Annotated in this window: 26 protein-coding genes; 14 read left to right on the forward strand and 12 right to left on the reverse strand. The window is 70.2% G+C overall.

The features are described from left to right. Window positions 1–43 precede the first annotated feature (43 nt). Window positions 44–2179 (reverse strand): SMP-30/gluconolactonase/LRE family protein, encoded by a 2136-nt coding sequence (locus tag DEIPH_RS16170; RefSeq protein WP_152544999.1) that lies wholly within the window; start codon window positions 2177–2179, stop codon window positions 44–46. A 346-nt stretch (window positions 2180–2525) separates the two neighbouring features. On the opposite strand from DEIPH_RS16170, the gene DEIPH_RS16175 reads away from it, so the two are divergent. Genes DEIPH_RS16175 through leuB form a run of 5 tightly spaced genes read left to right on the forward strand, consistent with a single transcriptional unit; the run spans window position 2526 to window position 6981 of the window. Further along, a complete protein-coding gene (locus DEIPH_RS16175; protein WP_034360096.1) occupies window positions 2526–3815 on the forward strand; it encodes a 3-isopropylmalate dehydratase large subunit in 1290 nt (429 codons plus the stop codon). A gap of 3 nt (window positions 3816–3818) precedes the next feature. Further along, complete coding sequence (locus DEIPH_RS16180; protein ID WP_034360097.1) at window positions 3819–4067, forward strand: hypothetical protein; 249 nt, start codon at window positions 3819–3821, stop codon at window positions 4065–4067. Between the two features lie 15 nt (window positions 4068–4082). Then, on the forward strand, window positions 4083–5375 hold the full coding sequence (locus tag DEIPH_RS16185) for a helix-hairpin-helix domain-containing protein (protein WP_034360098.1): 1293 nt from the start codon (window positions 4083–4085) through the stop codon (window positions 5373–5375). Between the two features lie 27 nt (window positions 5376–5402). Next, the gene (locus DEIPH_RS16190; protein WP_034360100.1) at window positions 5403–5933 is read left to right on the forward strand and encodes a 3-isopropylmalate dehydratase small subunit; all 531 of its coding nucleotides are present in this window, start codon (window positions 5403–5405) and stop codon (window positions 5931–5933) included. Then, window positions 5926–6981 (forward strand): 3-isopropylmalate dehydrogenase, encoded by a 1056-nt coding sequence (gene leuB, locus DEIPH_RS16195; RefSeq protein ID WP_034360102.1) that lies wholly within the window; start codon window positions 5926–5928, stop codon window positions 6979–6981. Before DEIPH_RS16190 ends, leuB begins: the two co-directional genes overlap by 8 nt. Before the next feature lie 53 nt (window positions 6982–7034). Here leuB and DEIPH_RS20245 read toward each other — a convergent pair whose 3' ends face one another. Then, a complete protein-coding gene (locus DEIPH_RS20245) occupies window positions 7035–7205 on the reverse strand; it encodes a hypothetical protein (protein WP_161636083.1) in 171 nt (56 codons plus the stop codon). Window positions 7206–7285: 80 nt separating this feature from the next. On the opposite strand from DEIPH_RS20245, the gene DEIPH_RS16200 reads away from it, so the two are divergent. From DEIPH_RS16200 to DEIPH_RS16215, 4 genes are all read left to right on the forward strand, one after another. Beyond that, on the forward strand, window positions 7286–9184 hold the full coding sequence (locus tag DEIPH_RS16200) for an N-acetylmuramoyl-L-alanine amidase family protein (RefSeq protein WP_034360103.1): 1899 nt from the start codon (window positions 7286–7288) through the stop codon (window positions 9182–9184). A gap of 244 nt (window positions 9185–9428) precedes the next feature. Then, a complete protein-coding gene (locus DEIPH_RS16205) occupies window positions 9429–9941 on the forward strand; it encodes a hypothetical protein (protein ID WP_034360104.1) in 513 nt (170 codons plus the stop codon). A gap of 11 nt (window positions 9942–9952) precedes the next feature. Further along, on the forward strand, window positions 9953–10450 hold the full coding sequence (locus DEIPH_RS16210) for a hypothetical protein (protein ID WP_034360106.1): 498 nt from the start codon (window positions 9953–9955) through the stop codon (window positions 10448–10450). After that, the gene (locus DEIPH_RS16215) at window positions 10447–11505 is read left to right on the forward strand and encodes a hypothetical protein (protein WP_034360107.1); all 1059 of its coding nucleotides are present in this window, start codon (window positions 10447–10449) and stop codon (window positions 11503–11505) included. Before DEIPH_RS16210 ends, DEIPH_RS16215 begins: the two co-directional genes overlap by 4 nt. Window positions 11506–11525: 20 nt before the next feature. On the opposite strand, the gene DEIPH_RS16220 is transcribed toward DEIPH_RS16215, so the two are convergent. Next, a complete protein-coding gene (locus tag DEIPH_RS16220; protein WP_034360109.1) occupies window positions 11526–11972 on the reverse strand; it encodes a PPC domain-containing DNA-binding protein in 447 nt (148 codons plus the stop codon). A 128-nt stretch (window positions 11973–12100) separates the two neighbouring features. Here DEIPH_RS16220 and DEIPH_RS16225 point away from each other — a divergent pair, with 128 nt between their 5' ends. The 4 genes from DEIPH_RS16225 (at window position 12101) to DEIPH_RS16240 (ending at window position 15586) form a co-directional block, all read left to right on the forward strand. Continuing rightward, window positions 12101–13930, forward strand: a complete 1830-nt coding sequence (locus DEIPH_RS16225; RefSeq protein WP_034360111.1) for an arginine--tRNA ligase — start codon at window positions 12101–12103, stop codon at window positions 13928–13930. A 118-nt stretch (window positions 13931–14048) separates the two neighbouring features. Further along, window positions 14049–14681, forward strand: a complete 633-nt coding sequence (locus tag DEIPH_RS16230) for a DUF2239 family protein (protein WP_051517457.1) — start codon at window positions 14049–14051, stop codon at window positions 14679–14681. Beyond that, window positions 14656–14985 (forward strand): GIY-YIG nuclease family protein, encoded by a 330-nt coding sequence (locus tag DEIPH_RS16235; RefSeq protein WP_034360112.1) that lies wholly within the window; start codon window positions 14656–14658, stop codon window positions 14983–14985. The genes DEIPH_RS16230 and DEIPH_RS16235 overlap by 26 nt, the downstream gene beginning before the upstream one ends. Window positions 14986–15004: 19 nt before the next feature. Beyond that, on the forward strand, window positions 15005–15586 hold the full coding sequence (locus tag DEIPH_RS16240; protein ID WP_081790965.1) for a hypothetical protein: 582 nt from the start codon (window positions 15005–15007) through the stop codon (window positions 15584–15586). Window positions 15587–15599: 13 nt separating this feature from the next. Here the strand turns inward: DEIPH_RS16240 and DEIPH_RS16245 are convergent, their stop codons facing one another. From DEIPH_RS16245 to DEIPH_RS16255, 3 genes are all read right to left on the reverse strand, one after another. Next, complete coding sequence (locus tag DEIPH_RS16245; protein WP_034360113.1) at window positions 15600–16442, reverse strand: alpha/beta hydrolase family protein; 843 nt, start codon at window positions 16440–16442, stop codon at window positions 15600–15602. Window positions 16443–16507: 65 nt separating this feature from the next. Continuing rightward, the gene (locus DEIPH_RS16250; RefSeq protein WP_034360115.1) at window positions 16508–17593 is read right to left on the reverse strand and encodes an acyltransferase family protein; all 1086 of its coding nucleotides are present in this window, start codon (window positions 17591–17593) and stop codon (window positions 16508–16510) included. An 81-nt stretch (window positions 17594–17674) separates the two neighbouring features. Next, entirely contained in the window at window positions 17675–18787 is a 1113-nt protein-coding gene (locus DEIPH_RS16255) for a prephenate dehydrogenase (protein WP_034360116.1), read from the reverse strand. Between the two features lie 127 nt (window positions 18788–18914). On the opposite strand from DEIPH_RS16255, the gene DEIPH_RS16260 reads away from it, so the two are divergent. Then, window positions 18915–19460, forward strand: a complete 546-nt coding sequence (locus DEIPH_RS16260) for a hypothetical protein (protein WP_034360117.1) — start codon at window positions 18915–18917, stop codon at window positions 19458–19460. Window positions 19461–19497: 37 nt separating this feature from the next. On the opposite strand, the gene DEIPH_RS16265 is transcribed toward DEIPH_RS16260, so the two are convergent. The 6 genes from DEIPH_RS16265 to pyrH all read right to left on the reverse strand — a co-directional run bounded on the left by DEIPH_RS16265 (window position 19498) and on the right by pyrH (window position 24936). Further along, window positions 19498–20169, reverse strand: a complete 672-nt coding sequence (locus tag DEIPH_RS16265) for a glycosyltransferase family 2 protein (RefSeq protein ID WP_051517458.1) — start codon at window positions 20167–20169, stop codon at window positions 19498–19500. A gap of 67 nt (window positions 20170–20236) precedes the next feature. After that, the gene (locus DEIPH_RS16270) at window positions 20237–21355 is read right to left on the reverse strand and encodes a M50 family metallopeptidase (RefSeq protein ID WP_034360120.1); all 1119 of its coding nucleotides are present in this window, start codon (window positions 21353–21355) and stop codon (window positions 20237–20239) included. Further along, on the reverse strand, window positions 21352–22518 hold the full coding sequence (gene dxr / locus DEIPH_RS16275) for a 1-deoxy-D-xylulose-5-phosphate reductoisomerase (protein ID WP_034360122.1): 1167 nt from the start codon (window positions 22516–22518) through the stop codon (window positions 21352–21354). Before dxr ends, DEIPH_RS16270 begins: the two co-directional genes overlap by 4 nt. Before the next feature lie 111 nt (window positions 22519–22629). Beyond that, a complete protein-coding gene (locus DEIPH_RS16280) occupies window positions 22630–23460 on the reverse strand; it encodes a phosphatidate cytidylyltransferase (protein ID WP_034360124.1) in 831 nt (276 codons plus the stop codon). 145 nt (window positions 23461–23605) lie between these two features. Continuing rightward, window positions 23606–24157: a ribosome recycling factor gene (gene frr / locus DEIPH_RS16285; protein ID WP_034360126.1), complete on the reverse strand. Its 552-nt coding sequence runs from the start codon at window positions 24155–24157 to the stop codon at window positions 23606–23608. Window positions 24158–24228: 71 nt separating this feature from the next. Further along, a complete protein-coding gene (gene pyrH, locus DEIPH_RS16290; RefSeq protein WP_034360128.1) occupies window positions 24229–24936 on the reverse strand; it encodes a UMP kinase in 708 nt (235 codons plus the stop codon). Window positions 24937–24941: the final 5 nt, after the last annotated feature.

Here is a 24941-nt window from a genome sequence, read left to right on the forward strand (position 1 = left end):
GGGCTGGTTTCAACGGTGTGGCTATACCCTCACCCGGCAACCCTTATGAGCGCCGTCCTAGGGGGGTGATGGCCGAGGTTTCCGTGTCGATCAGGAGGGGCTTGCTGTTGTAGCCACCTTTATAGAACAGATACCGGCCATTGCCGCTGGTGATGAAGTCCCTGCTGGAGACGCTGCCGCTGGGGGCGTTCTGGCTGTCGATCAGGCGGCTTTCCCCCGTGGCCGGGTCCCAGCAGTACAGGCCGTAGCTGGTGTACCCCGCGCCTTCGCTGGCTATGCCGGTGTACCAGAGGCGCCCCTGGGCGTCGACCGCGCCGTAGAGCATGTTCGGCCCGCTTACCGGACGGGCCGTGTTCAGCCGGGTCACACTGCCGTCGTCCTTCAGGTGGTAGATGGCCGTTGCCGGACCCGCATAGCCCGCGCTGATGGCGTAGGCGCCGCCTCCCGGCACCCGCAGCAGTTCGCCGTAGACATCGTTGAGGGTGACCTCGGCGGCGGCCTGTCCGTCCAGATACCGGCGGAAGGTGATCTGCGGCGTAGCGGTGCCGGTCGTGGCCCTCTGGTAAGCCGCCATGATCCACACGCCCTGTGCGGCAGGCGTGAGCGAGGAGGGGCTGGCCTGCACGTCCAGCAGGGTGCGGGCCGGTTTGATCTGGAGCGTGAGCGGGGTAGGGGACACCTTGCCGCCGCCGACCTGCGCACGGACCTCGCCCAGTGCCGCGCCTGGCGCCACCTGCACCGGCAGTTCGATGTGGGTGGTGGCGTTTGCCGTCAAGGGTACGGTGACCGGGGAAACGCTCAACTCCGCCGGCAGGCCGTTCAGGGTCACGGTCACGCTGCCGGTCAAGCCGTCCTGCGGCGTGAGGCTCAGCGGCACCTTCAGGACAGCGCCCTGATACCCGCTCAGGGTCGTGGTGCCGTAAGGCCCGTTCACGCCCACCTGGACGGAAGGCACGCGAATATCGGCGTACAGGCTGGCACCGCCGACCGTCTGGCCGCCCTGCCGGGCAAGCAGGTTCAGTGGCCCGCTGTAGGTGGCGGCGCTGTCATCCAGACTGAAGGTCAGCGTGGTCGTCACCGCCTGCGCGCCCATCCGGCCCAGGGCGCGCAGCAGCGGCGCTTTCCCAGGGCGCTGTGTCCCAAGGCTCGGTGTTCCCAAACTCTGGGCACCCAGGCTGGGCAGCGTCAGGGTGCCGGGGGTGACCACGACGCCGGGCAGGTCGGTCGACAGTGACACCTGACCTGACAGCCCGCCGTCCTGATAGACCGTGACCTCGCGCGTGACCGGTTGACCGGCCCGCAGCGTCAGCGCGGAGGGGTCGGCAAACTGGAACTCGGCCTGCCTGTCGGCCTGAACGAACCTCAGGCTCACGGGGGTGCCGGGAGGGATGCTGGTCAGGGTCGTCTGGTTGCCCGAACGGCTCAGCACCACGGCATTCCAGCCCGCCTTGAGCGTGAGGTCGAGGTTCAGCGTGGAGGAGCTGCACTGGGCCGTCCCGCTGAAGCGGGCCTCCGTGGCCGAGTAGAGCCGGGTCAGCAGCTTGCCGCCGTCCTGGGCCTGCGTCAGGCTCCCCAGCACATCCCCCTGCGCCGACAGGAGCACCACCTCGGCCAGGTCGATGGCGACATCGGGCACGCTGCTCGTCCCGCTGAACGTGCAGCCGCCCAGGAGGCTGAAGGTCTGGGCGGGCTGGGGCAACGTGACGCTCACCGTGCCGTCGGCGGCGACGCGGCTTCCTGTCAGGGGTTGCAGGCTCTCGCTGCCCAGCGAGTAGAGGTCGGGCGTCAGCGCACCATAGGTCCAGCCGCTGAGCTTGCCGCTGAACCGGGCCGGATCGAGGGGGGTGCCGGATGGAGAGGCTGCCGTATACGCCAGCGTGACCGTCTTGCCCGCCTCCAGCGTGACGGTCTGCGCGGCAGGGGCCGTGAAGCCGTTCACCGCGCCCCCCTCGACCCTGAACACGTCCCCGGCCTTCAGGTCGCTGAACGTCTTGCTGACCGCCAGCATGCCGCTGAAGACCTGGGTCTGCGTGGTGGTATTCGTCACCGTCACGGGTGCGCTGGGGAGGCCCTCCAGCTTGACGGTCAGGGTGGGCGTGGACGGCAGTGTGGGACCGGGGCAGGCGGTGAGCAGCACAGTGAGACCGAGCATGGCGCCGGGAAGGTGAAGTCTCTTCATGAACACTCAGGATTCTAAGAGAAAGCCGGGGCCTGTGGATACGAGTTTCTGCATCCTGACCACCGTGAAGGCCCGGTCAGATGAAGGCGCATGCGAGGTGCCGAAGGCAGCCGGAGCCTGTGCCCGTCTACACGACTCCCTGGTCCTGTCGTGCCCGCGCGCTACACTTCCTCCTGATGTTCACCCGTCCACCGACTGAAAAGAACGCCCACGCGGCGCTTCTTCTTCGTTGGGGGCGGTGAGCGCAGCCCGGCGTTCGCTGATCCGCCCCCGAAGCTCAAGTGGCTCCGGGGGCGTTTTGCGTTTCTGGGCGCGCATCTGAGAGGATGAGAGGAGTTGTGCGTGTATGGGAATGACGATTGCGGAAAAGATCCTGGCGGCCCACAGCGGCCATGACCATGTTGTGCCCGGCCAACTGATCGAGTGCGCGACCGACTGGGTACTGTGCCACGAGATCACCACGCCCGCCGCCCTGCGGATGCTCGAAGAGCGCGGCATGGACCGCGTGTTCGACCTTGAAAAGATCGTGGCGGTGCCCGACCACTCCGTCCCCGCTATGAACATCAAGGCCGCCAAGATGTACCAGAAACTCAAGTCCTGGGTGCAGGAAAAGGGCATCCGGCACTTCTACGACGTGGGGCGCGGCGGCATCGCCCACGTGGTGCTCGAAAACACCGGCCTGATCAAGCCGGGGCAGACGCTGGTCAGCGGCGACTCGCACACCTGCAACGCGGGTGCGCTGGGGTGCTTCGCCACCGGCGTGGGCAGCACCGATCTCGCCGGAGCGATCTACGCGGGCAAGGTGTGGTTCAAGGTGCCCGAAACCATGCTGATCCGGGTGAGCGGCGACCTGGCTGCCGGTGTCACGCCCAAAGACCTCGTGCTGGAAGTCATCAAGCGCATCGGCGCGGACGGCGCGAACTATCTGGTGATGGAGTGGGTGGGGGACACCATCGACCGGATGGACATGGAGGGCCGCTTTACCCTCACCAACATGGCGATCGAGGCGGGCGGCAAGACCGGCATCGTGGCGGTGGACGACACGACGCGGGCGTATCTGGCGGCGCGCGGCGTCACGCAAGGCGAGTACACCGAGTACACCTCCGACCCCGACGCGCAGTACAAGGTGGTCATCGACCTCGACGCTTCCGCTGTCGAACCCACCGTCGCCTACCCCCACATTCCCAGCAACGGGCGGGTGGCGGGCAGCGACCGCATCGCCGTCACGCACGCCTACGTGGGCAGTTGCACGAACGGGCGCATCGGCGACCTGCGCGACGTGGCCCGCATCCTGAAGGGCCGCAAGGTGGCCGACGGCGTGCAGATGATCGTGGTGCCCGCCACCCAGGCGATCTGGAAGCAGGCGGCCCAGGAAGGCCTGCTGGAAATCTTCGTCGAAGCGGGGGCCAGCGTGAGCTACCCCAGTTGCGGCGCGTGCCTGGGGATGCATTCGGGCGTGCTGGGGCCGGACGACGTGTGCATCAGCTCCAGCAACCGCAACTTCGTGGGCCGCATGGGCGACCCCACCGCCCAGATTTACCTCGCCAGCCCCGCCACCGTGGCCGCGAGTGCCGTCGCCGGGTACATCAGCGACCCGCGCGCTTACAACGCGGACGGGACGGAAGCGGCGGACTGAGGGATGGAGTGGGGCAGCACCGCGCCTTTCTGGCTGCTGGCCGACTTCGCGGCCGGCTGGTCGCTGGGCTGGCTGGCCGTGCGTGACCGGCGCTGGGCGCTGGTGCCGGGCCTGCTGGTGCTGTGGGGCGTGTCCCGGATGCCGGCCCTGCCCTGGCGGGTCGGCGCAGGAACGGTGCTGGTCCCGGTGGTCGTGACGCTGTGCTTCTGGCTGGGTCTGGTGCTGTTCTTCCTGATCTTTCAGATTCCCTGAAATACTGGAGTTCCTATGGGCGAAGCCAAACGACGCAAACAACTCGGGTTGATGCCCACCGTCCACCCCTTCGAGGCCGAGCTGGACGCGGGGGGGCAGGTCACCCTCACGCACGGGCCAGCCGACGCGGCGCTGCGGGAGCAGATCGTGGCCGCGCTGCGGGAGACGCAGCCCACCGGGGACGCCTGGCCCAGAGCCTACCGCCGCGCCGCCATCATGGCGGGGTTGCCGGAGAAGCTCCTGCGCACCCGCGAGGATCTGGAAGCCATTCCGGTGCCGCCCCTGCGGCGGCTGACGGGTGAACTGGTGTTCAACCTCGACCCCAGGACGCTGCGGGGCGACGCCCTGCGCGCTGTGCGGGACTACCTGCCGCTGGAAGGCGGCGCGGTCCTGCATCTGCGCCGCCAAGAAACCTCACAGGACGGGGGGCGCTGGGAAAGCCTGCCGGAACCGGAGCACCCGCTCTCGGGCATCCAGTACCTGATGCAGCACCCGCTCGCCCGTGAGCAGGGCGCGCTGGTGGCCCGCTACGACGCCGAACACTGGCGCGAGGGCCGCATCGACTTCGAGCCGGAGCCGCCCGCCGAACAGCTGGAAGAGCTGGAAGGCATCGTCAGGAGGTGGCATGGCGGGACGCCGGAAGAGTGGGCCGAGAGGCATTTCGAAACCCTCGACCTCCCGGAAGAGGAGGACGACGACGCCCGGGTGCCCACGGCCCGCCGCGTGCGCCTGGAACTGCGCGAGAGCGTGCCGCTGGCTTCCCTGGTCAATCTGGCCTTCACCACCCTGGGGGAACAGGAGGTTCACATTTCCCTGGACCACCGCTTCTACACCCTGGACGGCGAAACCTGGCATGCCTACGGGAACCCGGACGCCCAACTGGAGGAAGGGGGCGGCGAACTGGGCGAGTTCCTCGCGGACATGCTCGACGTCGAAACCCTGCCGGTCACGGTCTGGGCCGATGGCCGGCTGGAGTGGCCGGGGGGCGGCGTCCCCGAGGAACACGCCGAGCGGGTGCGGGCCGACCTGCTGCGGGCGACCGGGGCCGGGAACCCGGGCGCCTGGGCCGCCTTTACCGAGGGGGTCCTGCGCGACATGTTCACGCCCGACACCCCCGCCCTGGAGGACCTGGACGCCCTGCCCGTGCCCCAGGCCATGCGGATCGACATCCCGGTGGACGCCCTGACCGACCCCGATCCCCTCGCGCAGACCTTCATCGAGTCCGAGGTGAGCTTCGACGGCGAAACCTGGCGTGACCTCTATGACGACCTCCCCGAAGAACTCGTGCTGCGGCTACCGCAGAACTGACCCCGCCCTCTGCCAAGGAGATTCCCCATGCCCACCGTTCACGTCTTTGCCCGTGACCACATCAACACCGACGAGATCATCCCCGCCCGCCACCTGACCACCGACGTGGAGGCCGAACTGGCGAAGTACGCGATGGAGGACTACGACAAGGACTTCGTGCGGCGCGTGCAGCCGGGCGACATCATCGTGGCGGGGGCGGACTTCGGGTGCGGGTCCAGCCGCGAACACGCCGTCTGGGCACTGCGCGGCGCGGGCGTGGCCGCCGTGATCGCCCCCAACTTCGCCCGCATCTACTACCGCAACTCGATCAACAACGGCTTTCTGGCGCTGGAATGCGAGAATGTGGTCGAGACGTTCATGGACGGCGATCCGGCGGAACTGGACCTGGCGGGCGGCACGGTCACCAACACCCGCACCGGGCAGACCCTGACGTTTGTGCCCGTGCCGCAGTTCGCGCTGGACGTGCAGAAGGCCGGGGGCTGGCTGGAGTACATGCGCGAACAGGACCAGAACCGGCAAGACCAGAACCAGCCCCAACAGGAGGAACAGCATGCCTAAAGTCATCACCCTGCCCGGCGACGGGATCGGCCCCGAGGTCACCGCCGCCGCCGTGGAAGTGCTGCGCGAGGTCGCGCCCGACGTGCAGATCGAGGAACACGCCATCGGGGGCACGGCCTACGAGCGGTACGGCGACCCCTTCCCGCAGATCACGCGCGACGCCCTGCAAGAAGCCGACGCCGTGCTGCTGGGCACGGTCGGTGGGCCGCAGAACAGCCCCTGGAACAGCCTGCCGCGCCACCTGCGCCCCGAAAGCGGCCTGCTCGCGCTGCGCAAGGCGCTGGGCTGCTATGCCAACCTGCGGCCCGTGCGGGTGCAGCCGGGCCTGGAACACCTCTCGCCGCTCAAGCCCGAACTGGCGCGCGGCGTGGACATCCTGATCGTGCGCGAGCTGCTGGGCGGGATCTACTTCGACGGCGACCGCCAGATCGAGGGATCAGTCGCCTACAACACCATGCGCTACACGACGCCCGAGGTCGAGCGGGTGGCAAAGGTCGCCTTCTGGGCCGCCGAGCAGCGCCGGGGCCGCGTGACGAGCGTGGACAAGGCGAACGTGCTGGAGGTGTCGGAACTGTGGCGGCGCGACGTGCAGACCCTGCGCGACCGCGAATACCGCAATGTCCACCTGAACCACGAGTACGTGGACAGCGTCGCCATGCTGATCGTCGCCAACCCGGGCCGCTACGACGTGATCGTCACCGAGAACCTGTTCGGGGACATCCTCTCCGACCTCGCCGCCGTGATTCCCGGTTCTCTGGGCCTGATGCCGAGCGCCAGCCTGGGCGACGGCGCGGGCCTCTTCGAACCCATTCACGGCAGCGCCCCCGATATCGCCGGGCAGGGCATGGCCAACCCCGCCGCCGCCATCATGAGCGCCGCGATGCTGCTGCGGCACGGCCTGGACCGGCCCCAGGTCGCCAACCAGGTGGACCGCGCCGTGGCCCTGGCCCTGCGCGAACATCCCACCCGCGACCTGGGCGGCAAGGCGGACACGCGCACCTTTACCCACGCGGTATTGAACGCGATGGGCAGCCCCAGCGTGGGGTAAGCGGGAGCAGCGTGAGGGCAGAGGCATCCGTTGGCCCTCTGCCCTCGCCGCTTTTACGGCCTCTTTTCCAGCTCGCGCAGGCGGGCTTCCAGTTCGCGGAGCCGTGCAGACTCACCAGCGTCCCGGGCGCGGCGGGTGGCCCTTACCAGGATGGAGAGACTCCCCAGCAGCACCGCGAAGACCAGCAGCAGCAGGAGCAGTTCTCCGGCACCGATATTGAGCATGTCCCAGTTTACCCGGGCACCTTGCGGGCTGACTGCGGCAGCTCATCTTCCCCCCTCGCCCGCCGTGCTAGACCCCTGCCATGCCCCTGCGCCGCGCTGCCCTGTCGCTCGCCCTGCTCGCCGCTCCTGCCCTGACCGTGGCCCGCGCCGCGCCCGAAGTCTTTGTCGCCTACCCGCCGGAGGGCCACCGGGTCACCTTCGACCACGTTCTGCTGGAAGGCAGCGTGCCGCCCGGCGCGAACCTGAAGATCAGTGGGCAGGCGGTGGCGGTCGGCGCGGACGGCCTGTTCATCCTGTGGTGGCCGCTAGGTCCCGGCACGAACGACCTGCGCCTGAGCAGCACCCTGAACGGGCAGACCGGCACCCGGACGCTGCGGGTGATCCGCACGGTGGCGGCGCCTCTGCCCGCGACCCCCACGCAGATCGACCGGGGAAGCGTGACGCCGCGCGCCGCCCTGGAGTTCTGGGATGCGGCGGGCGACGCGCCGGATGAACGGACCGTCATGGTGGGTTTCCGGGGGTCGCCGGGGGGGCAAGCGGTTTTCCGGGTGGGGGGCGGGCAACCGGCACCGCTGCGCGAGGTGGGTGCGGGACGGTACGAGGCCGCCTACGTGCTGCCCGTCTCGGCCCGGCTTGAGCGGGCACCGGTCACCGTGAGCCTGACCGGGCGCGACGGCAAAACGGTAACGGCCACCGCCCCCGGACGCCTCAGCAGCACGGGGAGCGGCCCCCGCAGCGGCACCCAGCAGCCCGGCACGGTGCGGGGCCTGGGCCTGAACGACGCCGGCAACGCGGCCACCACCCTGGACGGCGAAGCCTTCCTGTACCCGCGTGACGGCATGACCTTCACCCTGGTGGGGCGGCAGGGGGAGGACGTGCGTGCCCGCCTCGCGCCCGGCGTGAGTGTGCTGCTGACCGAGAAACAACTCGGCGTGACGCCCGGTGTGCCTGCGCCGAGCCGGGGCGGAACCGTGACGCTGGATACGGCTGACCCGGCTGCACCTCTCCCCGTCGCCGCGCCTCCGGCCATTCCCGCCACGCCTCTGCCGCAGGTCCTCCCTTCGGCGGAGGCCGGGACGCCCCCGGTCCCCCAGCCCGCCCCCAGCGGGGACCTGCGGGTCCGGGTGCCGCTGGGTGGGGCACGCGTGCCCTTCACGGTCACGCAGGAGCAGGGAGGCCGCCGCCTGGCGCTCACCCTGTACGGTCTGGACATTCCCCCCACACTGCCCGCGCCCCTGGTCGATCCGCTGATCGCGCGGGCGGACGTTCAGCCCCTAGGCCTCGGCGTGACCCGGCTGACGCTGGACCTCACGGCCCCGCAGGCGTGGGGCTTTACCGCGAACTATGACGGCGGCGACCTGCTGCTGACGGTCCGCCGTCCGCCGCTGCTCGGCGTGGCGCGGCCCCTCGCCGGGCGCGTGATCGTGCTGGATGCCGGGCACGGCGGCACACAGTTCGGGGGGGCGGGGAGTCTGCGCGTGCCGGAAAAGGACCTAACCCTGCCCATTGCCCGGCGCGCCGCCGAGTTGCTGCGGGAGCGGGGGGCGCAGGTGATCCTGACCCGCGACGCGGACGTGACCCTGGGCCTGTACGAGCGCGACCTGACCGCCGAGGCGGCCCAGGCCGACCTGCTGGTGTCCATCCACGCCAATGCCCTGCCCGACGGGCGCGATCCTCGCGGCATTCGTGGCCCGGAAGTGTATTTCACGCATCCGCAGGCGCGGGCACCGGCGGACGCGCTTCTGGCCGCGCTGCGCCGCACGCTGCCCGACCTCGGCCCCGGCGCGGGTCTGAAGCCCGGCGCGAATCTGGCCCTGACACGCCCCACCACCCAGCCCAGCCTGCTGATCGAGACGGCTTACCTGACCGACCCACAGAACCTCCGCACCCTGATGGACCCCGCCGGGCGTGAGCGCTTCGCGCAGGCGATCGCGGCGGGCATCGCGGACTTCTACGCGGCGCAGGCGGGCGCACGGTAGAGCAGTTGTCCGAATTCCGCCGGAGGAGGGAAAGCGCCTGCAACAGCTCCCTTCTCTGCTTCGGCGCCTGGCAAGTCCCAAACGCTCTCCTGAGTTCACGCGCTGTCTTGGGCAGAACGGCACCCGTGTGGGGCCTGCCCGCTGCCCGCCCGGTCATGAAGAAGGTCCCTTTTTGACAACGGCTCTAAATACCGTCCGGGCGGCCCTTCAGCCTTCCGTCATGCCTGCCGGGTACGCTCGGCGTATGTCTTCCCGCGTTCTGGCCCTCGCGGCCCTGCTGGCCCTGCCGTCCCCTGCCGGAGCGCAGGAAAGTCCCCCCGCCATACCGCAGACAGGCACCGTGGAGGGCACCCTTCCCCCGGCCTTTTCTCTGCTGGACGGCGTGACGGCCCTGCTGACCGCGCCGCGCACCGTCGCCGGACCTGTCCCCCTGACCCTGACGCTGAACAGCAGCCTCACCGTGCCGGTGACGTTTGCGGCCGCACGCGACAATGACCAGAACTGCGCCGCCGCGCCGACGGTGCGCGTCCTGCGGGTCGGCACGCGCGAGGTGGTGTATCCGGTCCCCGGTGCCTCCCCCCGCATCTGCACCCAGGACCTGCTGGGCAAAACGGCTCCTGCGCGTGGCAACGCCGTCTTTACCCGTACCCTTGACCTGCCCGCCGGGGACTACATGATCGAAGGGTGGTTCGCCGGCTTCGGCAACGACCTGCGCGTGAAGGTACCCGCCCAGCCCGTGCGCGTCACGGTCCGGTAAGGAGGTCAGTGATGAGGCGCCTGCTCCTCCCCGTGCTGCCGTTCCTGCTGGGCAGTTGTGCGCTGCTCGGGGGCCTGCCCACCGGACGGGCGGAACCGGCCCCGGTCACCGCGTCTGCCGAGGCTGCCGCCCCCCTCACCGCGCAGGCCGGGGCCATGCCGTCCCCACAGGGCGTGACGGTCACCCTCACGCTGCGGAACGGCAGCGGCCAGCCCCTCGGCCTGCGCTATGCCGCCCAGGTCAACTGGGGAAGCTGCGGCCTGCCGCCTTACGTCGCCCTGGCGCAGGTGGACGGGACGCCCGTGTCCGCCCCGACCTCCGGCGAGCGCCTCACCTGCCCCGAACTCCAGTTCACCCGCACCCTCGCGCCGGGCGAGACGCTGAGCCTGAAACGCACGTTGCCGCCCCTCGCGCCCGGAACGTACACGCTGACGGCGTGGTTCGACGGCACGGCGGGCGGCGAGCCGGTGCGGGTGCAGGCGATGCCAGTGATAGTGGAGGTGAAGTGAATCGCCTGCTCCCCCTCCTCATCCTCACCCTCTGTGCCACCGCCCATGCCGACCCCAACGCGCCGCTGATCTTCCAGCTCCAGCCCACCCAGTACCACGCCTACCGGAACGACCCGCCGCCACCCCTGACCCTCACGCTGACGCTGCAAAATCCCACCGCGCAGGCCGTGCCCCTGAAGTGCCTGGCGGTGGGTGCGCCCGTGCTGAAGCGGTTCACGGCCTATCAGAACGGTCAGGCCGTGAACCGGCTGGAACAGCTGGGCCAGCTGGCACCTGTGGGAAACGCCCCCACCTGCCGCGAGGTGGGCGAGGTTCTCGCCGTGCCCGCCCGCACCACCTCCACCTACACGCGGGCGCTGGGGCCGCAGAAGGTGGGGGCGCAGGTGGAATATGTCGCGGGCTGGAACGTGAGCCTCCGCCCCGGCTTTGGCTGGCTCCAGCGGGCCTCCGCCTCCGCCCTGGTGGTGCCAGAGGACCGGCCCATTCCGACGCCGCATCCCCGGGCCTATCAAGACGCTCTGGATGCCAGCCATGCCGAATGGCAGACCCGCACCAGCCGCGACGTTCCAGCGGACCAGCGCCTTTCCTTCCGCTTGGCCGACCAGGTCTCGCGTCAGGCTTTCCTGGCCGAACTGAAAAAACGCGGGCTGGACGCGGGCAAGATTGATATTGAAGTCGCGCCGCCTGTCCGGTTGCCCACCCGGCCGGGTTTCGCCCACGCGGCACAAGTGGTTGTCCTACCCACGAACAAGGGTTACACCTTCGCGCTGAAGGTCACGAACAGGACCGGCGGGCCACTGAAGGTCTATCAGGCTGTCTGTGAACCCCTCGCCCTTGAGCGCGTCTCTGGTGGCCTGCGCGTCTGGCAGGTGGGAAATGGGCCATGTCCGGCGATGGCTCCTGCGGCTCTCCTCCTCCAGCCCGGCCAGTCCACCACCCGCGAGGCCAGATGGGACGGCACGAACAGCGTCGGCCAGCGCGTCCCGACCGGTCAGTACCGCGTGAGGATGGGCCTGGGGCAGTTCGTGGGCGAGGCCGTCTTTACCGTGAAGTGAGGCCGCCTGCCCACTCGCCCCTACTCCCCCAGATCGATCAGCGTCAGCCCGAACTCCTTGTTGAACTTGCGCCGCAGGTGGGTGGGCTGCTCGGTCAGGGTCACTTCCAGGGTGGGTTTGACGTGACCGCGCAGCAGGTGGCCGCCCATCGCGGTGCCGTCGCGCCTCCCGATCACCAGGTGGGCGTGGACCTGCGGCGTGCCGTCCTCCTTCAGCGCCACGTTGCCCAGCAGGCTCAGCACCTCCACCTGCTCGTTCACCTCGGTGGGCACGTATTCCTGCGCCTCCACGTCGTAGAAGCCGAACTTCACGCCGCTCAACGCCCCGATGGCCGTGAAGGCGGCGGCGTCGAGCTGCTGTTCGCGGGCAAAGGCTTGCAGGCCCTGCGCCACCTCATCCCCCGCCGCGAAGACGAGGACGAAGGTGCGTTCCCCGGTGGGGCTGGTCTGGAGAAGTTTGCCTTCCATACCCCAGCGTACCCGGTCGCCGCTCCCGAACAGTTCAGGAAAGTGCCGAAAGGCCCATTCACGGTGCGGAACCCGGCGTTTTTCCTTCGCGCCTCCGCCCGGCCCGAAACTGGATAAAATCTCCGGTTATGGACCTCAAGGCACAGCTCAAAGCCGCCGTCGAGCGGGCCGCCGCCGATCTGGGCGCGCCCGTGGACGCCGCGATTCAGGAAACCCCGGCCAACAAGCCCGGCGACTACGGCACGCCCGCCGCCTTCCAGATCGCCAAGGCGCTGGGCCAGAACCCCGCGCAGGTGGCGGCGGGGCTGGCTGAGCGGGTGCAGCTCCCGGAAGGCATCTCGCGCGTGGAGGCCGCCGGGCCGTTCCTGAACTTCTTCGTGGATGTGGGCGCGTTTGTGCGCGGCGTGGTGGAGAAGCCTTTCGAGATGCCCCCCCTCGGCGGCAAGGTCGTGATCGAACACACCTCGGTCAACCCGAACAAGGAATTGCACGTCGGGCACCTGCGGAACGTGGTGCTGGGCGACAGCATGGCCCGCATCTTCCGCGCGGCGGGGCACACGGTCGAGGTCCAGAACTACATCGACGACACCGGGCGGCAGGCCGCCGAGTCCCTGTTTGCCGAGTCGCATTACCAACGCGTCTGGGACGGTGTGCAGAAGTACGACCACTGGATGGGGGAGGGCTACGTGCGCCTCAACGCCGACCCCGCCAAGCCCAGCCTGGAAGAGGGCATCAGCGCCGTGATGCACCGCCTGGAAGCCGGAGAACTCCGGGGCGAAGTCGAGAAGGTCGTGAAAGCGCACCTCGCAACCTGTTTCCGCCTGGGCGCGCGCTACGACCTGCTGAACTGGGAATCCGACGTGGTGGGCAGCGGCTTTCTGACGCAGGCGATGACTATTCTGGAGGGGAGCCGCTACACCACGCACCCCACGGAGGGCAAGTATGCCGGGGCCTTCGTGATGGACGTGTCCGAGTTCATGCCCGGCCTGGAGGAACCGAACGTGGTGCTGCTGCGCTCGGACGGTACGGCCATGTACGCCGCCAAGGACATCGGCTACCAGTTCTGGAAGTTCGGCCTCTTCGAGGGCATGCGGTTCAAGCCTTTCCTCACTGACCCCGAGGGCCACACCGTCTGGACGAGTGCGCCTGGTGGCCAGCCCGACCTTGAGCGCCGCTTCGGCCACGCCCAGGAAGTCATCAACGTGATTGACTCGCGCCAGGACCACCCGCAGACGGTGGTGCGAAGCGCGCTGGGCGTGGCGGGGGAGGGGGAGAAAAAGGAGCGCAGCGTTCACCTCTCCTACGCGTTCGTGACGCTGGAAGGGCAGACCATCTCGGGCCGGAGGGGCATCGCCGTGAGTGCCGACGACGCGATGGACGAGGCCGAGAACCGCGCGCTGAAGGTGCTGGCCGAGATCAACCCCGACCTGGCCGCCCGCGCGGACGCCCACGAGATTGCCCGCCGCATCGGCATCGGCGCGATCCGCTTCGCCATGCTGAAGGCCGAGCCGACCCGCAAGATCGACTTCCGCTGGGAGCAGGCGCTGGCGCTGAACGGCGATACGGCGCCCTACGTGCAGTACGCCGCCGTCCGCGCCGCGAGCATACTGCGCAGGGCGCAGGAGGCCGGGCACGCCACCGACGGGACGGGGGCCGACTGGGACGCGCTGGCTGACCTCGATCTGGGCCTCGCCAAGATGGTCGCCCGGTTGCCGGAGGTCGTGGCCCAGAGCGTGCGTGTCCATTCACCGCACGTGGTCGCGCAGTACGCGCTGGACCTCGCCACCGCCTTCAACGCCTGGTTCAATGCCAAGGACCGTGCCGGAAAGCCCGCCACCAACGTCCTCCAGAGTCCCGCCGGATTGCGCGAGGCCCGCCTGGCCCTGGTCGCCCGCCTGCGCCGCGCCTTCGAGGAAACGCTCGACCTGATCGGCATCGAGGTGCCTGCGGCGATGTGAGGGCGCCCGCCCAGGGTTCCCGGCTCCTGGTGGGGTCGGGAACCCTTTTGACTTGCCAGCACCAGAGAATGACCCGGGTAATATTGACAACTCAATTTTACCCGGATAATATTCCTGCATGGAAGAGACGACGACGTACACGGCCTTTCACGGCCACCAACGGCTCGCCACGGGGGAGCTGCGGCCCTTGCTCACCCAGCTCAAGGCGCAACAGGAACAGCTCGGTGCCCATCTCCCCCTGCTGATCTTCGAGGACCGCACCGGCCGACAGGTGGATTTCAACCTGCGCGGCACGCTGGAAGAAGTGCTGGAGCGGGAAGCCCCGCTGCCCAGAAAGGCCGGGCCGGGCCGCCCTAAGCTCGGCATCGTGTCGCGGGAAGTCTCGCTGCTGCCCCGGCACTGGGCGTGGCTGGAGGAGCAGCCCAGCGGCGCGTCGGCCGCCCTGCGCCGCTTGATCGACGAGGCCCGCAAGCAGAACCCGGAGCAGGAGCGGGTGCGGCAGGCCCAGGCCGCCGCCGACCGCTTCCTGGGCGTGATGGCGGGCGACCTGCCCGGCTTCGAGGCGGCGTCCCGCGCGCTGTATGCCCGTGATCTGGCCGGGTTCCGGGAACACAGCCAGCCCTGGCCGGAGGAGATTCGTGCCCACGCCCTGTATCTGGCGGCCCCCGCCTTCGGGCCGGAGACGGCCCCGGCGCCGCCCCAAGCTTCCCCTCAGGAGGGCAACCATGACCCCGTCGCCCCGCGCCTATAAGGGCTTCACGCCCCGGCAGGGCATCTACCGCGTCCTGCATCACCGCACCGGCAGGATGCTGCTCGGCTCCAGCACGCACCTGACCGGCATTCTCAACCGTATCCGGTTTCAACTGGAACTGGGAAGCCACCCCCGGCGGGCACTTCAGCAGGACTGGAACGCGGACGGCCCCGCCGGCTTCACCTTCGAGGTGCTGGACGAACTCGCGCCCCTGGAGCCTGCGGCGGACCCGGCCGAGGACCTCCAGGAACTGCTGACCCTCTGGCGCGAGAAACTTCAGCCCGGGCCGGGAGACGAGTACTGAGCGCCGACGGGAGAACAGCATGCCCTGTCCTGAACAGCCCGCATCCGGGGCCACCGCCGCGGAACTGACCCGCCTGGCCCGCCACCCCCGGCCCGAGCTTCGCGCGGCGGTGGCCGCTCATCCCAACACGCCCGCCGCGCTGCTGGGCGAACTGGGGGCCGACTTTCCGGGGGCCGTACTGCGGAATCCGGCGCTGGTGCTGCTGCGGCTGGCCCAGCCCCGGCTGCTGCTGGGCTGGCCGGCCGAGACCCTGGCCGCCCTGGCCCGCTGCCCGGAGGCCCCCGACTGGGTTCATCAGGCGGCGCTGAAGCACGCCGACCTGCGGGTCCGGCTGGCGGTCGCGGCGCACCCCGCACCGAGCGCCGGACATCTGCGCCAACTGGCCGGGCAGCCGTTCTGGCAGGCCCGCGCCGTGCTGGCGAGGCGGCCGGACCTGCCCCCCGAGCTGGTCGAGCAACTGGCGGCAGACCCGGATTACGGTGTCCGGCTGGCGGTGGCCGGGCGTCCTGCCCTTCCCGGTGCGCTCCGGCGGCGGCTCGGGCAAGACCCCCACCCGCTGGTCCGGGAGGCGGCGCGGTCCCTGCCCTCCCGGTGCGGCTGAGGGGTCCAGGGACCTACCGCCCCCGCGCCTGCTCCTGCGCCCGCAGCTCCAGCCGCCCGAAGAAGGCGGCCAGTTGCCGGGCCACCGTGGGCGAAAAGCGGTTGCCCCCGAGGTGCGGCCCGCTGACCTTCAGGAACTCGCTGACGCCCGGCTCGGCGTAGGCGAAGAGGCGCTGGCCGTTGCCGTGCATGGGGACGGTGGTGTCGTCACGGCTGGCGAGGATGAAGAGGGGCACCGGGCGCGCTTCCGCGAGTTGCCGCAGGGGGTCGAGATCGGGCGCGGGTTCGCCGGTCAGGCCGTAAGCGTGATCGATCTCGGCGCGGCGGCTGCTGGCCGAGGCCCAGGCGGCGCGCAGATCGGCCCACCCGTCGATCAGGGCGACACCCCCCACCGGGTAAGGGCTACCGGGCAGCACGCTGCGCAGGGCCAGCAGGCCGCCCATGCTCAGGCCCAGGGCGTAGGTGCGGCCATTCCACGCAAAGTGCGTGACGGCTTCCTCGCGCAGCCCCGCGACCTGGGCCAGCGCGGCGGGGCTGCCCCAGGTGGCCCTGCCGCCGTCGTCGCTGAGCAGCACCGCGAAGGGGGCGGCGAGCAGGGCGTCCGCCAGCGCCTCCACCTGTGGGCTGTCGTGCAGCCGCTCGGCACTCTGCCCGCGGGGGTGCGACACGACCACCAGCGCGCACTCCTGCCGGTAGCAGGCGGGCGGCACCCGCAGGAACGACGGCCCGCTGGCCCGCTCCAGCCGCACCGTGTCGGGCACGGCCGGCAGGGGAAAGGGCGAGTTGGCCGTGGCCCGCGCGCCCGGGAGCAGCGCGGCGAGCAGCGGAAGCAGCAGGAAAGCGGGGAAACGGCGCATCGGCGGGCTGCACTCTAGCGTCCGGGCCTTGACGGATGTCTGACGAGGCCTGCGCCTCCGCCCCCTCAGCGCCCGAACAGCAGCAGGCCCAGGCGCTTGCCGAGCAGCAGGCGACCGATCACGGCGGGCACGGCCAGGGCGATCAGGGCATAGAGGGCCACCGTCAGCAGCAACTGTGCGGAAGTTCCGTCGGGCGAGCGGTAACGCTCCAGCGCCTGCAACAGCGCCGGGTGCAGCAGGTAGATGGGCAGGCTGACCGTGCCCAGCGTGGCGATGATCCGCTTGAACCTCCCGGCCTGGGGTCCCCGCTCCAGCCGGTACGCCAGGCCCAGCAGCGCGAGCGCCACCAGCGCCGTGAAGGTCCAGCTCAGGCCGCTGTACACCACCGGGGTGACGGGCGTGCCGCGCACATACGCGATCGCCACCGGCAGGTATGCGGCGTAGGCCACTGCCAGCAGGGGCAGCAGCACCAGCCGCCGCCTGCGCCACCAGTCCTGAAAGCTGTCCAGCCGCGCCCCCACCGCCAGCCCCAGGCTGATCGGCAGCGCGTACCACAGCACCGTACTGGCCGGGAAGCGCAGATGCAGCACCTCGCGGTTGAGCAGGTACAGTCCGAGCTGCGCCGCCAGCCCGCCCAGCAGCGCCAGCGTGATGCTGGGCCTGCGCCGGGCCAGCGGCAGCAGCAGCGGCAGCACCACGTAGACCTCCAGCGCCACCAGCAGGAAATACAGGTGATAGCTGGCCTTGCCGTACAGCAGCCAGTCGCGCCAGCGGTCCGGGTCCATCAGCGTTTCGGGGGCGCGTTGCCCGGTCCACACGTACCACAGGGCGTACAGGGCGCTCCACAGCAGGTAGGGCCAGCCCCCGCGGGTCAGCCGCCGCCAGAAGTAGCGCCCCGGGTCGAAGCGCCTGAGCAGGCTGCGGGTCAGCACCAGCGCCGACAGGAACACGAAGGCGGGCACCGCGAAGTGTAGTGTGCGGTTCAGGATCAGCAGCAGGTCGTGGGTGGTCGAGCCGACGGTGGCGTGCCGCAGGCCCATGCCCGTCGCGTGGTGCCCCACGACCTCCAGAATCGTGAGGCCCCGGAAGGTATCGATGGCGGTCAGGCGCGGGCCAGCGGGGATGGGAAGGGGAGGGGGCGGCGAGGACATGTAAGGGCTTACTCTACCCACCTGGGGCGTGAGCTTGGTCCTGCGGCCTTACCCCCGTCCCCGCTGCTCGGTCCCCGGTGCTCAGCCGCGCCCGCGCACCTCGAAGCCCGCCGCATTCAGGATCTCACTGGCGCGGCGCACGTCCTCCACGCTCTCCAGGCCCAGGCGGATCGCGCCGCCCTCCTCGCGGATCGCCAGCACCTCGATGTCCTTGATGTTCACGCCCGCTGCGCCCAGCGCCTGCGTCACGGCCCCGATCTGGTTGGGCTGGTCCGGCACGGCGACCACCAGATCGTGCTTGGGGGGCAGCAGGCTGCGTTTCACGACCGGGAGGCTGTCGCGGGTGCGTTTGCCCTCCTGCGCGGCGGCCAGCAGTTCCTCGGGCTGGTCGAGGTCGGCCTCCAGGCGCTCCAGCTGCCGCCGGAAGCGGGCCAGCGCGTTCCGCAGCGCCGCCCGGTTTTCCACCACCATGTCGCGGCTCATGCGCGGGTCGCCGCTCGCCACGCGCGTCAGGTCCCGGAAGCCCCCGGCCGCCAGCAGGCTCAGGCGCTCGTCGCGCGCCACCAGATGCGTCAGGGCCAGGCTGGCGAGGTACGGCAGGTGGCTGACCGTCGCCACCAGCCCGTCGTGCGCGTCGGGCGGCATCACCACCGGGGCCGCGCCCAGGTGCTCCACCAGCGTCCGCACGCGGCTGAGGGCCGTCAGCGGCGTGTGGTCGGTGGGTGTCAGGACCCAGACCGCGTTTTCCAGCAGGGCGGCCCGCGCGTGGGTCACGCCGCCGCGCTCGCTGCCCGCCATCGGATGCCCCGGCACGAAGTTCCGCACGCCCAGCGCCTCCAGCTCGGCGGCGATGCCCGCCTTCACGCTGCCCACGTCGGTCACCAACGCCGTGGGGGAGAGGAAGGGCGCGAGGTCGCGGGCCAGCGGCGCGAGCGCCCGCATCGGGGCCGCCAGCACCACCAGGTCGCACGCCCGCAGCCACTCGCCGGGGGTGGCCCGCACGTCGTCCACCACGCCGAGCGCCTGCGCTTCTTGCAGCACCTGCACGTCCGCGTCGTAGCCGGTCACGCGCCGGGCCAGCAACCGTTGCCGCAGCCCCAGCGCCACGCTGCCCCCGATCAGCCCGACGCCCGCGATGGCGGCCTGCTCGAACAGGGGGGCGGGCGTCGCGGGGCCGGGGGGGCTGGCGGTCATGGAGGCGAGGCTAGCATGTGCCCTCCGGCGGCCCGGAACGCCTGACCGGACAGGCTGCCGCCCCAGGCGCCCCGGGCAGAGGTTGTGAGGCTGCGGTGACAGGCGGCCCGCTCTCCTGTGGGGCGTGATGCGCGCCCTGCTGCCCGCCGCCCTCCTCCTGCTGGCGGCCCCCGCTGGTCTGACGGCCCCGGTTCCCGGCTTCTACCCGCTGATTCCCGGCACCACCTGGACCTACACCAGCGGCGAGACGCAGGTGGTCGGCACCCCCACCACCGTCAGGGGCATCCGGGTCACGCCGGTCAGTCACCAGTACGGCGGCAAGACCTACACCCAGGATCTGCTGGAGGCCCGGGCCGACGGCAGCATCTGGCTGCGCGGCGTGAACGCGGGCGGCCGCCTGACGTGGTACGCCACGCCCCTGAACGTGTACCCGCCCGGTCCGCTGCACCCCGGCCAGCACTGGCAGAGTGGGAGCGGCGCCCTGAAAAGCAGCGGCAGCGTGACGGGCACCGCGCCGCTGCGGGTTCCGGCGGGCACCTTCAACGCGCTGGTGATCCGCACCGACCTCAGCGTGGGCGGGCAGCAGAGCACGCAGATCACGTACTTCGTGCCCGGCCTCGGCGTGGTGCGCTACCAGACCGCCGACGGGAGCCAGATTGACCTGCTGAAGTGAGGGCCGCCAGGGTTCGCCGCGGGCGTCCCGCTTCCGGCTACCCCCCCCGTTTCTTGCGCCGCTTGTAGGTCAGGAGGTCGGCGTACATCTTGGTCCGCGCGCGGGCACCCTTCCAGAAGCCGCGTTTGGTTTCCTTGAGAACCTGGCGCACCTGCCCCAGTTCCACGTAATCCCAGCGCGCTCCGGTCTGGCGCAGGTGATCGGTGATGGGCGGCTCGGGCCAGCGTTCCTCGCCCAGCCGGGGCACCGAGAGGAGCCAGTCGCGGCGGCAGGCCCGCTGCCCGCTGAGGTGCGGCGTGAGCTTGTTGCCCCAGTCGCTCGCGAAGCTGCCGCCCTCGAAGACGCCGATTGCCATCTCCAGTTCACCGGCCAGCACCGGCCGCAGCAGCCGCTCGAGGTGTTCGCGGGTGAGGCCCAGCAGGTCGGCGTCGAGCATCACGACGTAGTCGGCGTCGGTGACCTCCAGCGCGGCCTTGAGTGCCGGACCCTTGCCCACATTTTCCCGCAGGTCCACCACCCGCGCCCCGGCCTCCCGCGCGACCTGGGCCGTGCGGTCGCTGCTGCCGTCGCTGGCGACCACCACGTCGGGCGTGAGGGTCTGTGCGGCCCGGATCACCCCCGCCACCGTCTCCTCCTCGTTGAACGCGGGAATCACGACCGCCACACGCGCCCCTGGTTCCTGCGCCTTTGCCTGCTGCATCAGGGGCATGGTAAAGCTTTCGGCCCTCAGCCGTCAGCAAATCGGCTGAAAGCTGACGATTGGTCGCTGACCACGCCTAAAAAAACCGGCTCACGTCGCGCACCACCACGAACACCATCAGCAGCATCACGAAGGCGAAGCCCGTCAGGTTGATCGCCTGTTCCTGCGCCAGCGTGAGGGGACGGCCCCGCAGCGCCCCCACCAGCGTCAGCAGGATGCGCCCGCCGTCCAGCCCCGGAATCGGAATCAGGTTGAAAAAGGCCAGCGAGAGATTCAGCAGGATGGCGACCTGCACCAGCGCCCAGGGACTCAGGGCGGCGGCGCGGCTCACGATCTCCGCCGTGCCGATGGGGCCGCTGACGTTCTCGTCGCGCGAGAGGTCGAGCGTCAGGAAGCGCGTGAACAGCCCCCCGAAGGCGCGCAGAATCTGCGGCACGGCCTCGGCGGTGGTTTGCAGGGAGGTGACGAGCGCGGTGGGCACGTTGGCGGGCCGCACATCCGGGCCGTACTGGATGCCCAGGCGCTGCTGCACGCCGTCCACGCGGGCCTGCCAGTCGAAGGCGACCTCACGGGCCGCGCCGCCGCGCTCGACGGTCAGCACCTTGCGCCCGCTCGTCGCCAGCAGGTCGCGGACACTCTCCCAGCCGGCATGGGGCTGGCCGTTCACCCGGTACGTCTCGGGCAGGTCCTGTCCCCCCACAGCCGTGATCACGTCCCCGGCCTGGAGGCCCAGCGTCCGCGCCCGAGAGTCCGGCAGCACGGCCTCGATGCGCGCCCGGTCGGGAGCGGGCACCCCCTGCGAGGCGAAAGTCAGCGTCATCAGGCCCACCGCCAGGACCAGGTTCATCAGCGGCCCGGCGAGCAGCACCGCGACCTTGCCCCAGGTGGGCAACGCCGCGAAGCCGCGCGTGGGCTGGCGGTACGTGCCGCCCGGCCCCTCTTCCGCCGCCATGCCGTCGATCTCCACGTAGCCGCCGATGGGCAGCAGGGAAAGCCGCCACTCGGTGCCGCGCCACAGCCGCCGGAAGAGGACCGGCCCCATGCCCACGCTGAAGGATCTGACGGCCACGCCCTGCCAGCGGGCCAGCGCGAAGTGGGCCAGCTCGTGCAGGAAGGTCGCCGCGCCGATGATCAGCAGCGTCCACAGCAGTCCCAGGGGCGTCAGGGCCGCCGCAATGCTCTGGAGGAGATTCATGCCCCGACTCCGGCGGCCACGAGTTCCCGCGCCCGCGCGGTGGCCCAGGCTTCCGTCTGCGCGAGGGTGTCCCAGGTCAGCGGGCCTTGCGGCGTCTCGTCCAGCACCCGCTCGATCAGCCGGGGAATCTCCATGAAGCCGAGCTGACCGGCCAGGAAGGCGGGCACGGCCACCTCATCCGCCGCGTTGAGGGCCGCCGGCAGCAGGCCGCCCGCCTCGCCCGCCCGGTACGCGAGGCCGAGGCAGGGAAAGCGCGCGGCGTCCGGCTCCCGGAACTCCCAGGTGCCGCTGAGGGGCCAGCCGAGGTGCCCGGCGACCGCCGGCCCGCGCCGCGCGCCCCGCACGTCGCCGGGGCAGGCCATACCGGTGGGGGCGGCGTCGATGGCGTAGGCAATTGCCAGGCGCATGTCGGTCGGGCCGAACTGGCCCTTCAGGCTGCCGTCCCGGAAGCGCACCGCCGCGTGCATGACGCTCTGCGGATGGACGACCACGCCCACCCGCGACAGGGGCAGCCCGTACAGAGAAGCGCACTCCATTACTTCCAGGCCCTTGTTCATCAGGGTGGCCGAATCGACGGTGATTTTCCGTCCCATGCTCCAGGAGGGGTGCTTCAGGGCCTGCTCGGGTGTGACCCGGCTCAGGTCCGCCGGCCCGTCACGGAACGGCCCGCCGCTGGCCGTGAGAATCAACTCGGCCACGTCCTCCAGGGTTTCCCCGGTCAGACACTGGTACACGCCGGTATGCTCGGAGTCCACCGGCACCAGCCGCCCCCCGCCCCGCCCCGCCGCCTCCCAGATCAGGGCCGCCGCCGTGACCATCGCTTCCTTGGTCGCCAGGGCCACCGCCCGCCCCGCCTCCAGCGCCGCCCGCGTGGGCGCGAGGCCCGGCAGGCCGCTCACCGCGTTGACCACCACGTCGGCAGGCCGGGCGGCCAGCTCTGCCGGGTCGGCGATCACCGGCACGCCCGCCAGCCGCGTGCGGGCGTCGGCCAGCACGTCCTCCGCCACGCTGACCACCTCCGGGCGGAACTCGCGCACCTGGGCTTCCAACCGGTCCAGATTGCGGCCCGCCGCGAGCGCCCCCACGGTCCAGCCGCGTTCCCGCGCCACGTCCAGCGCCTGCGTGCCTATGCTTCCCGTACTGCCCAGAACCGTCAGCTTCACGGAGACAGGATGGCGCAAGGGAAGGCGAGGATGTGGAATCTGGGTCGTGGGTTGTGGGAAAACTGGACCTTCCCCCAACCCACAGCCCACGCCCCACGCCCCACACCTGCCCTACCGCGTGAACACGCTGATATTCAGAAACAGATATGTGGCCGGCACCGCGAACAGCAGGCTGTCGAGGCGGTCGAGAAAGCCGCCGTGACCCGGCAGGCTGCTGCCGCTGTCCTTGGTTTTCAGGGCGCGTTTGAGGAGGCTCTCGGCCAGGTCGCCCAGCTGGGAGGCGCTGGCGACCAGGATGGAGTACAGCAGGGCCTCCAGCGGCGACCCGATGTGGGTGAGCTGCGAGAAGATCAGCACCGTGACAAAGCTGAAGGCGAGGCCGCCGATGGCCCCCTCGACCGTCTTGCCGGGGCTGATTTCCGGGGCCAGCTTGCGCCGCCCGAAAAAGTACCCGCCGAAGTAGCCGCCGATGTCTGCCGCGAAGGTCGCCAGCAGCGGCAGCGCGAAGTACAGCAGCCCCTGGCCCGAATCCGGGGTATAGCGCAGCATCAGGAAGTAGCCCAGCAGCCAGGGAATGTACAGCAGCCCGAACAGCGAGTACACGACCCGCTCCAGGGGCCGCTCGCCGGGCCGCATCACCTCCATCACCAGCAGGTACCCCAGGGCGACCGTCAGGACCACCTCGCGCCACGAGCCACCCAGCCAGGGCGTCTCCGGAATCATCGGCAGACTCGCCACGATGATCGCCGCGCCGAACACGCCCAGCGACACCCGCCGCACGTCGATATCGTTGCGGTCGAGCATCCGGATGTACTCGAAGAGTGCCAGCACCGACACCAGCACCAGCATGGGCAGCATCGCGATCCACCCGGCCCAGACGATCACGCTGATGATGGAAAACCCCACCACGCTGGTCAGGACGCGGGTACTCAGCGATTCCACGGGCGGCTCCGGCGGGGGGCTGCGGGGTGTGGGCGGTGGGGTGTGGGGAACAGACCTTTCCTGCACCCCACCGCCCACGCCCCACACCCCATAAGAACGCGCCGCCGGGATGACCGGCGGTCACGTGGGGGCAGGCTTGCTCGCCTCACCCGAGGATTTCCTGCTCCTTCTTGGTAAAGATGTCCTCGACGCGCTTGACGTACTCGTCGGTGATCTTTTGCACCTCGGCCTCGCCGCGCTTGATGTCGTCGTCGCCCACGCCTTCGAGCTTCTTGACCTCGTCCAGCGCGTGCTTGCGCAGGTTGCGGATGGCGATGCGGGCGTCTTCGGCGTAGTTGCGGGCGTTCTTCACCAAGTCCTTGCGGCGCTCCTCGGTCAGCATCGGCAGGCTGATGAAGATGGTGTCGCCCTTGTTGTTGGGATTCAGGCCCAGGTCGCTGTCGCGGATGGCCTTTTCGATGGGGTTGAGCGCGCCCCGGTCCCAGGGCGTGATGACCAGCGTCCGCGCGTCGGGCGTGGTGATGCTCGCCACCTGATCGATGGGCATGGTGGAGCCGTAGTAGTCCACCAGCACTTTCTTGAGGATGCCGGGGTTGGCGCGGCCCGTGCGCAGCACGCTGAGGTTGTTCTCCAGCGCCTCCAGGGCCTTGCCCATGCGGTCGCGCGTGTCGGCATTGATCGCTTTCATGTCTGCCATGAGAGAGTCTCCTTTGGGGTTGGGGGTACGTTGGGCCAGATTCTAGCCCAGGTGGGCGGCGGCCCAGGCGTCTAGCTCTGGATCAGGGTTCCGACCCGCTCGCCCATGAAGAGGCGGCGCAGGTTGCCGGGCTGGAAGAGATCGAACACGACGATGGGCAGGTTCTTGTCCATGCACAGGGTCAGCGCGGTCGCGTCCATGACTTCCAGGCGGCGCTCCACGACTTCCAGGTGGGTGGCGGAGGCAATCCACTGCGCGTCCGGATTCTTGCGTGGATCGCTGTCGTACACGCCGTCTACCTTGTTCTTCGCCATCAACACCACGTCCGCGCCGATTTCCAGGGCGCGCAGGGTGGCCGTCGTGTCGGTGGTGAAAAAGGGTGCGCCGTTTCCCCCGCCGAAAATCACCACGCGGCCCTTTTCGAGGTGCCGGATGGCGCGGCGGCGAATGTACGGCTCGGCGACCGCCGCCATCTGGATGGCGCTCATGACGCGGGTGGGCTGGCCGGCGGCTTCCATCGCGTCCTGAAGGGCCATCGCGTTCATGACGGTGCCCAGCATCCCGATGTAGTCGGCGGTGGCGGGGTCCATGCCCTGACCGTTGCGCGCGCCGCGCCACAGGTTGCCGCCGCCGATCACGACCGCGAGTTCCACGTCCGTCCCCCCCAGCGCCTCCGTGATCAGGCGCGCGAGCTGGGCGGTCGCGCCGGGGCTGATGCCGAAGCCGTTTTCGTTCGCCAGAAATTCACCGGAAAGCTTGAGCAAGACGCGTTTGAACATGAAGT

Origin of the sequence: Deinococcus phoenicis (assembly GCF_000599865.1) — a bacterium.
GTDB lineage: Bacteria > Deinococcota > Deinococci > Deinococcales > Deinococcaceae > Deinococcus > Deinococcus phoenicis.

Excerpts from the sequence above, each read along its gene's own strand:
- DEIPH_RS16170 (WP_152544999.1), bottom strand. The coding sequence starts at position 2,179 with ATGAAGAGACTTCACCTTCCCGGCGCCATGCTCGGTCTCACTGTGCTG.
- DEIPH_RS16175 (WP_034360096.1), top strand. The coding sequence starts at position 2,526 with ATGGGAATGACGATTGCGGAAAAGATCCTGGCGGCCCACAGCGGCCAT.
- DEIPH_RS16180 (WP_034360097.1), top strand. The coding sequence starts at position 3,819 with ATGGAGTGGGGCAGCACCGCGCCTTTCTGGCTGCTGGCCGACTTCGCG.
- DEIPH_RS16185 (WP_034360098.1), top strand. The coding sequence starts at position 4,083 with ATGGGCGAAGCCAAACGACGCAAACAACTCGGGTTGATGCCCACCGTC.
- DEIPH_RS16190 (WP_034360100.1), top strand. The coding sequence starts at position 5,403 with ATGCCCACCGTTCACGTCTTTGCCCGTGACCACATCAACACCGACGAG.
- leuB (WP_034360102.1), top strand. The coding sequence starts at position 5,926 with ATGCCTAAAGTCATCACCCTGCCCGGCGACGGGATCGGCCCCGAGGTC.
- DEIPH_RS20245 (WP_161636083.1), bottom strand. The coding sequence starts at position 7,205 with ATGCTCAATATCGGTGCCGGAGAACTGCTCCTGCTGCTGCTGGTCTTC.
- DEIPH_RS16200 (WP_034360103.1), top strand. The coding sequence starts at position 7,286 with ATGCCCCTGCGCCGCGCTGCCCTGTCGCTCGCCCTGCTCGCCGCTCCT.
- DEIPH_RS16205 (WP_034360104.1), top strand. The coding sequence starts at position 9,429 with ATGTCTTCCCGCGTTCTGGCCCTCGCGGCCCTGCTGGCCCTGCCGTCC.
- DEIPH_RS16210 (WP_034360106.1), top strand. The coding sequence starts at position 9,953 with ATGAGGCGCCTGCTCCTCCCCGTGCTGCCGTTCCTGCTGGGCAGTTGT.
- DEIPH_RS16220 (WP_034360109.1), bottom strand. The coding sequence starts at position 11,972 with ATGGAAGGCAAACTTCTCCAGACCAGCCCCACCGGGGAACGCACCTTC.
- DEIPH_RS16225 (WP_034360111.1), top strand. The coding sequence starts at position 12,101 with ATGGACCTCAAGGCACAGCTCAAAGCCGCCGTCGAGCGGGCCGCCGCC.
- DEIPH_RS16230 (WP_051517457.1), top strand. The coding sequence starts at position 14,049 with ATGGAAGAGACGACGACGTACACGGCCTTTCACGGCCACCAACGGCTC.
- DEIPH_RS16235 (WP_034360112.1), top strand. The coding sequence starts at position 14,656 with ATGACCCCGTCGCCCCGCGCCTATAAGGGCTTCACGCCCCGGCAGGGC.
- DEIPH_RS16240 (WP_081790965.1), top strand. The coding sequence starts at position 15,005 with ATGCCCTGTCCTGAACAGCCCGCATCCGGGGCCACCGCCGCGGAACTG.
- DEIPH_RS16245 (WP_034360113.1), bottom strand. The coding sequence starts at position 16,442 with ATGCGCCGTTTCCCCGCTTTCCTGCTGCTTCCGCTGCTCGCCGCGCTG.
- DEIPH_RS16250 (WP_034360115.1), bottom strand. The coding sequence starts at position 17,593 with ATGTCCTCGCCGCCCCCTCCCCTTCCCATCCCCGCTGGCCCGCGCCTG.
- DEIPH_RS16255 (WP_034360116.1), bottom strand. The coding sequence starts at position 18,787 with ATGACCGCCAGCCCCCCCGGCCCCGCGACGCCCGCCCCCCTGTTCGAG.
- DEIPH_RS16260 (WP_034360117.1), top strand. The coding sequence starts at position 18,915 with ATGCGCGCCCTGCTGCCCGCCGCCCTCCTCCTGCTGGCGGCCCCCGCT.
- DEIPH_RS16265 (WP_051517458.1), bottom strand. The coding sequence starts at position 20,169 with ATGCCCCTGATGCAGCAGGCAAAGGCGCAGGAACCAGGGGCGCGTGTG.
- DEIPH_RS16270 (WP_034360120.1), bottom strand. The coding sequence starts at position 21,355 with ATGAATCTCCTCCAGAGCATTGCGGCGGCCCTGACGCCCCTGGGACTG.
- frr (WP_034360126.1), bottom strand. The coding sequence starts at position 24,157 with ATGGCAGACATGAAAGCGATCAATGCCGACACGCGCGACCGCATGGGC.
- pyrH (WP_034360128.1), bottom strand. The coding sequence starts at position 24,936 with ATGTTCAAACGCGTCTTGCTCAAGCTTTCCGGTGAATTTCTGGCGAAC.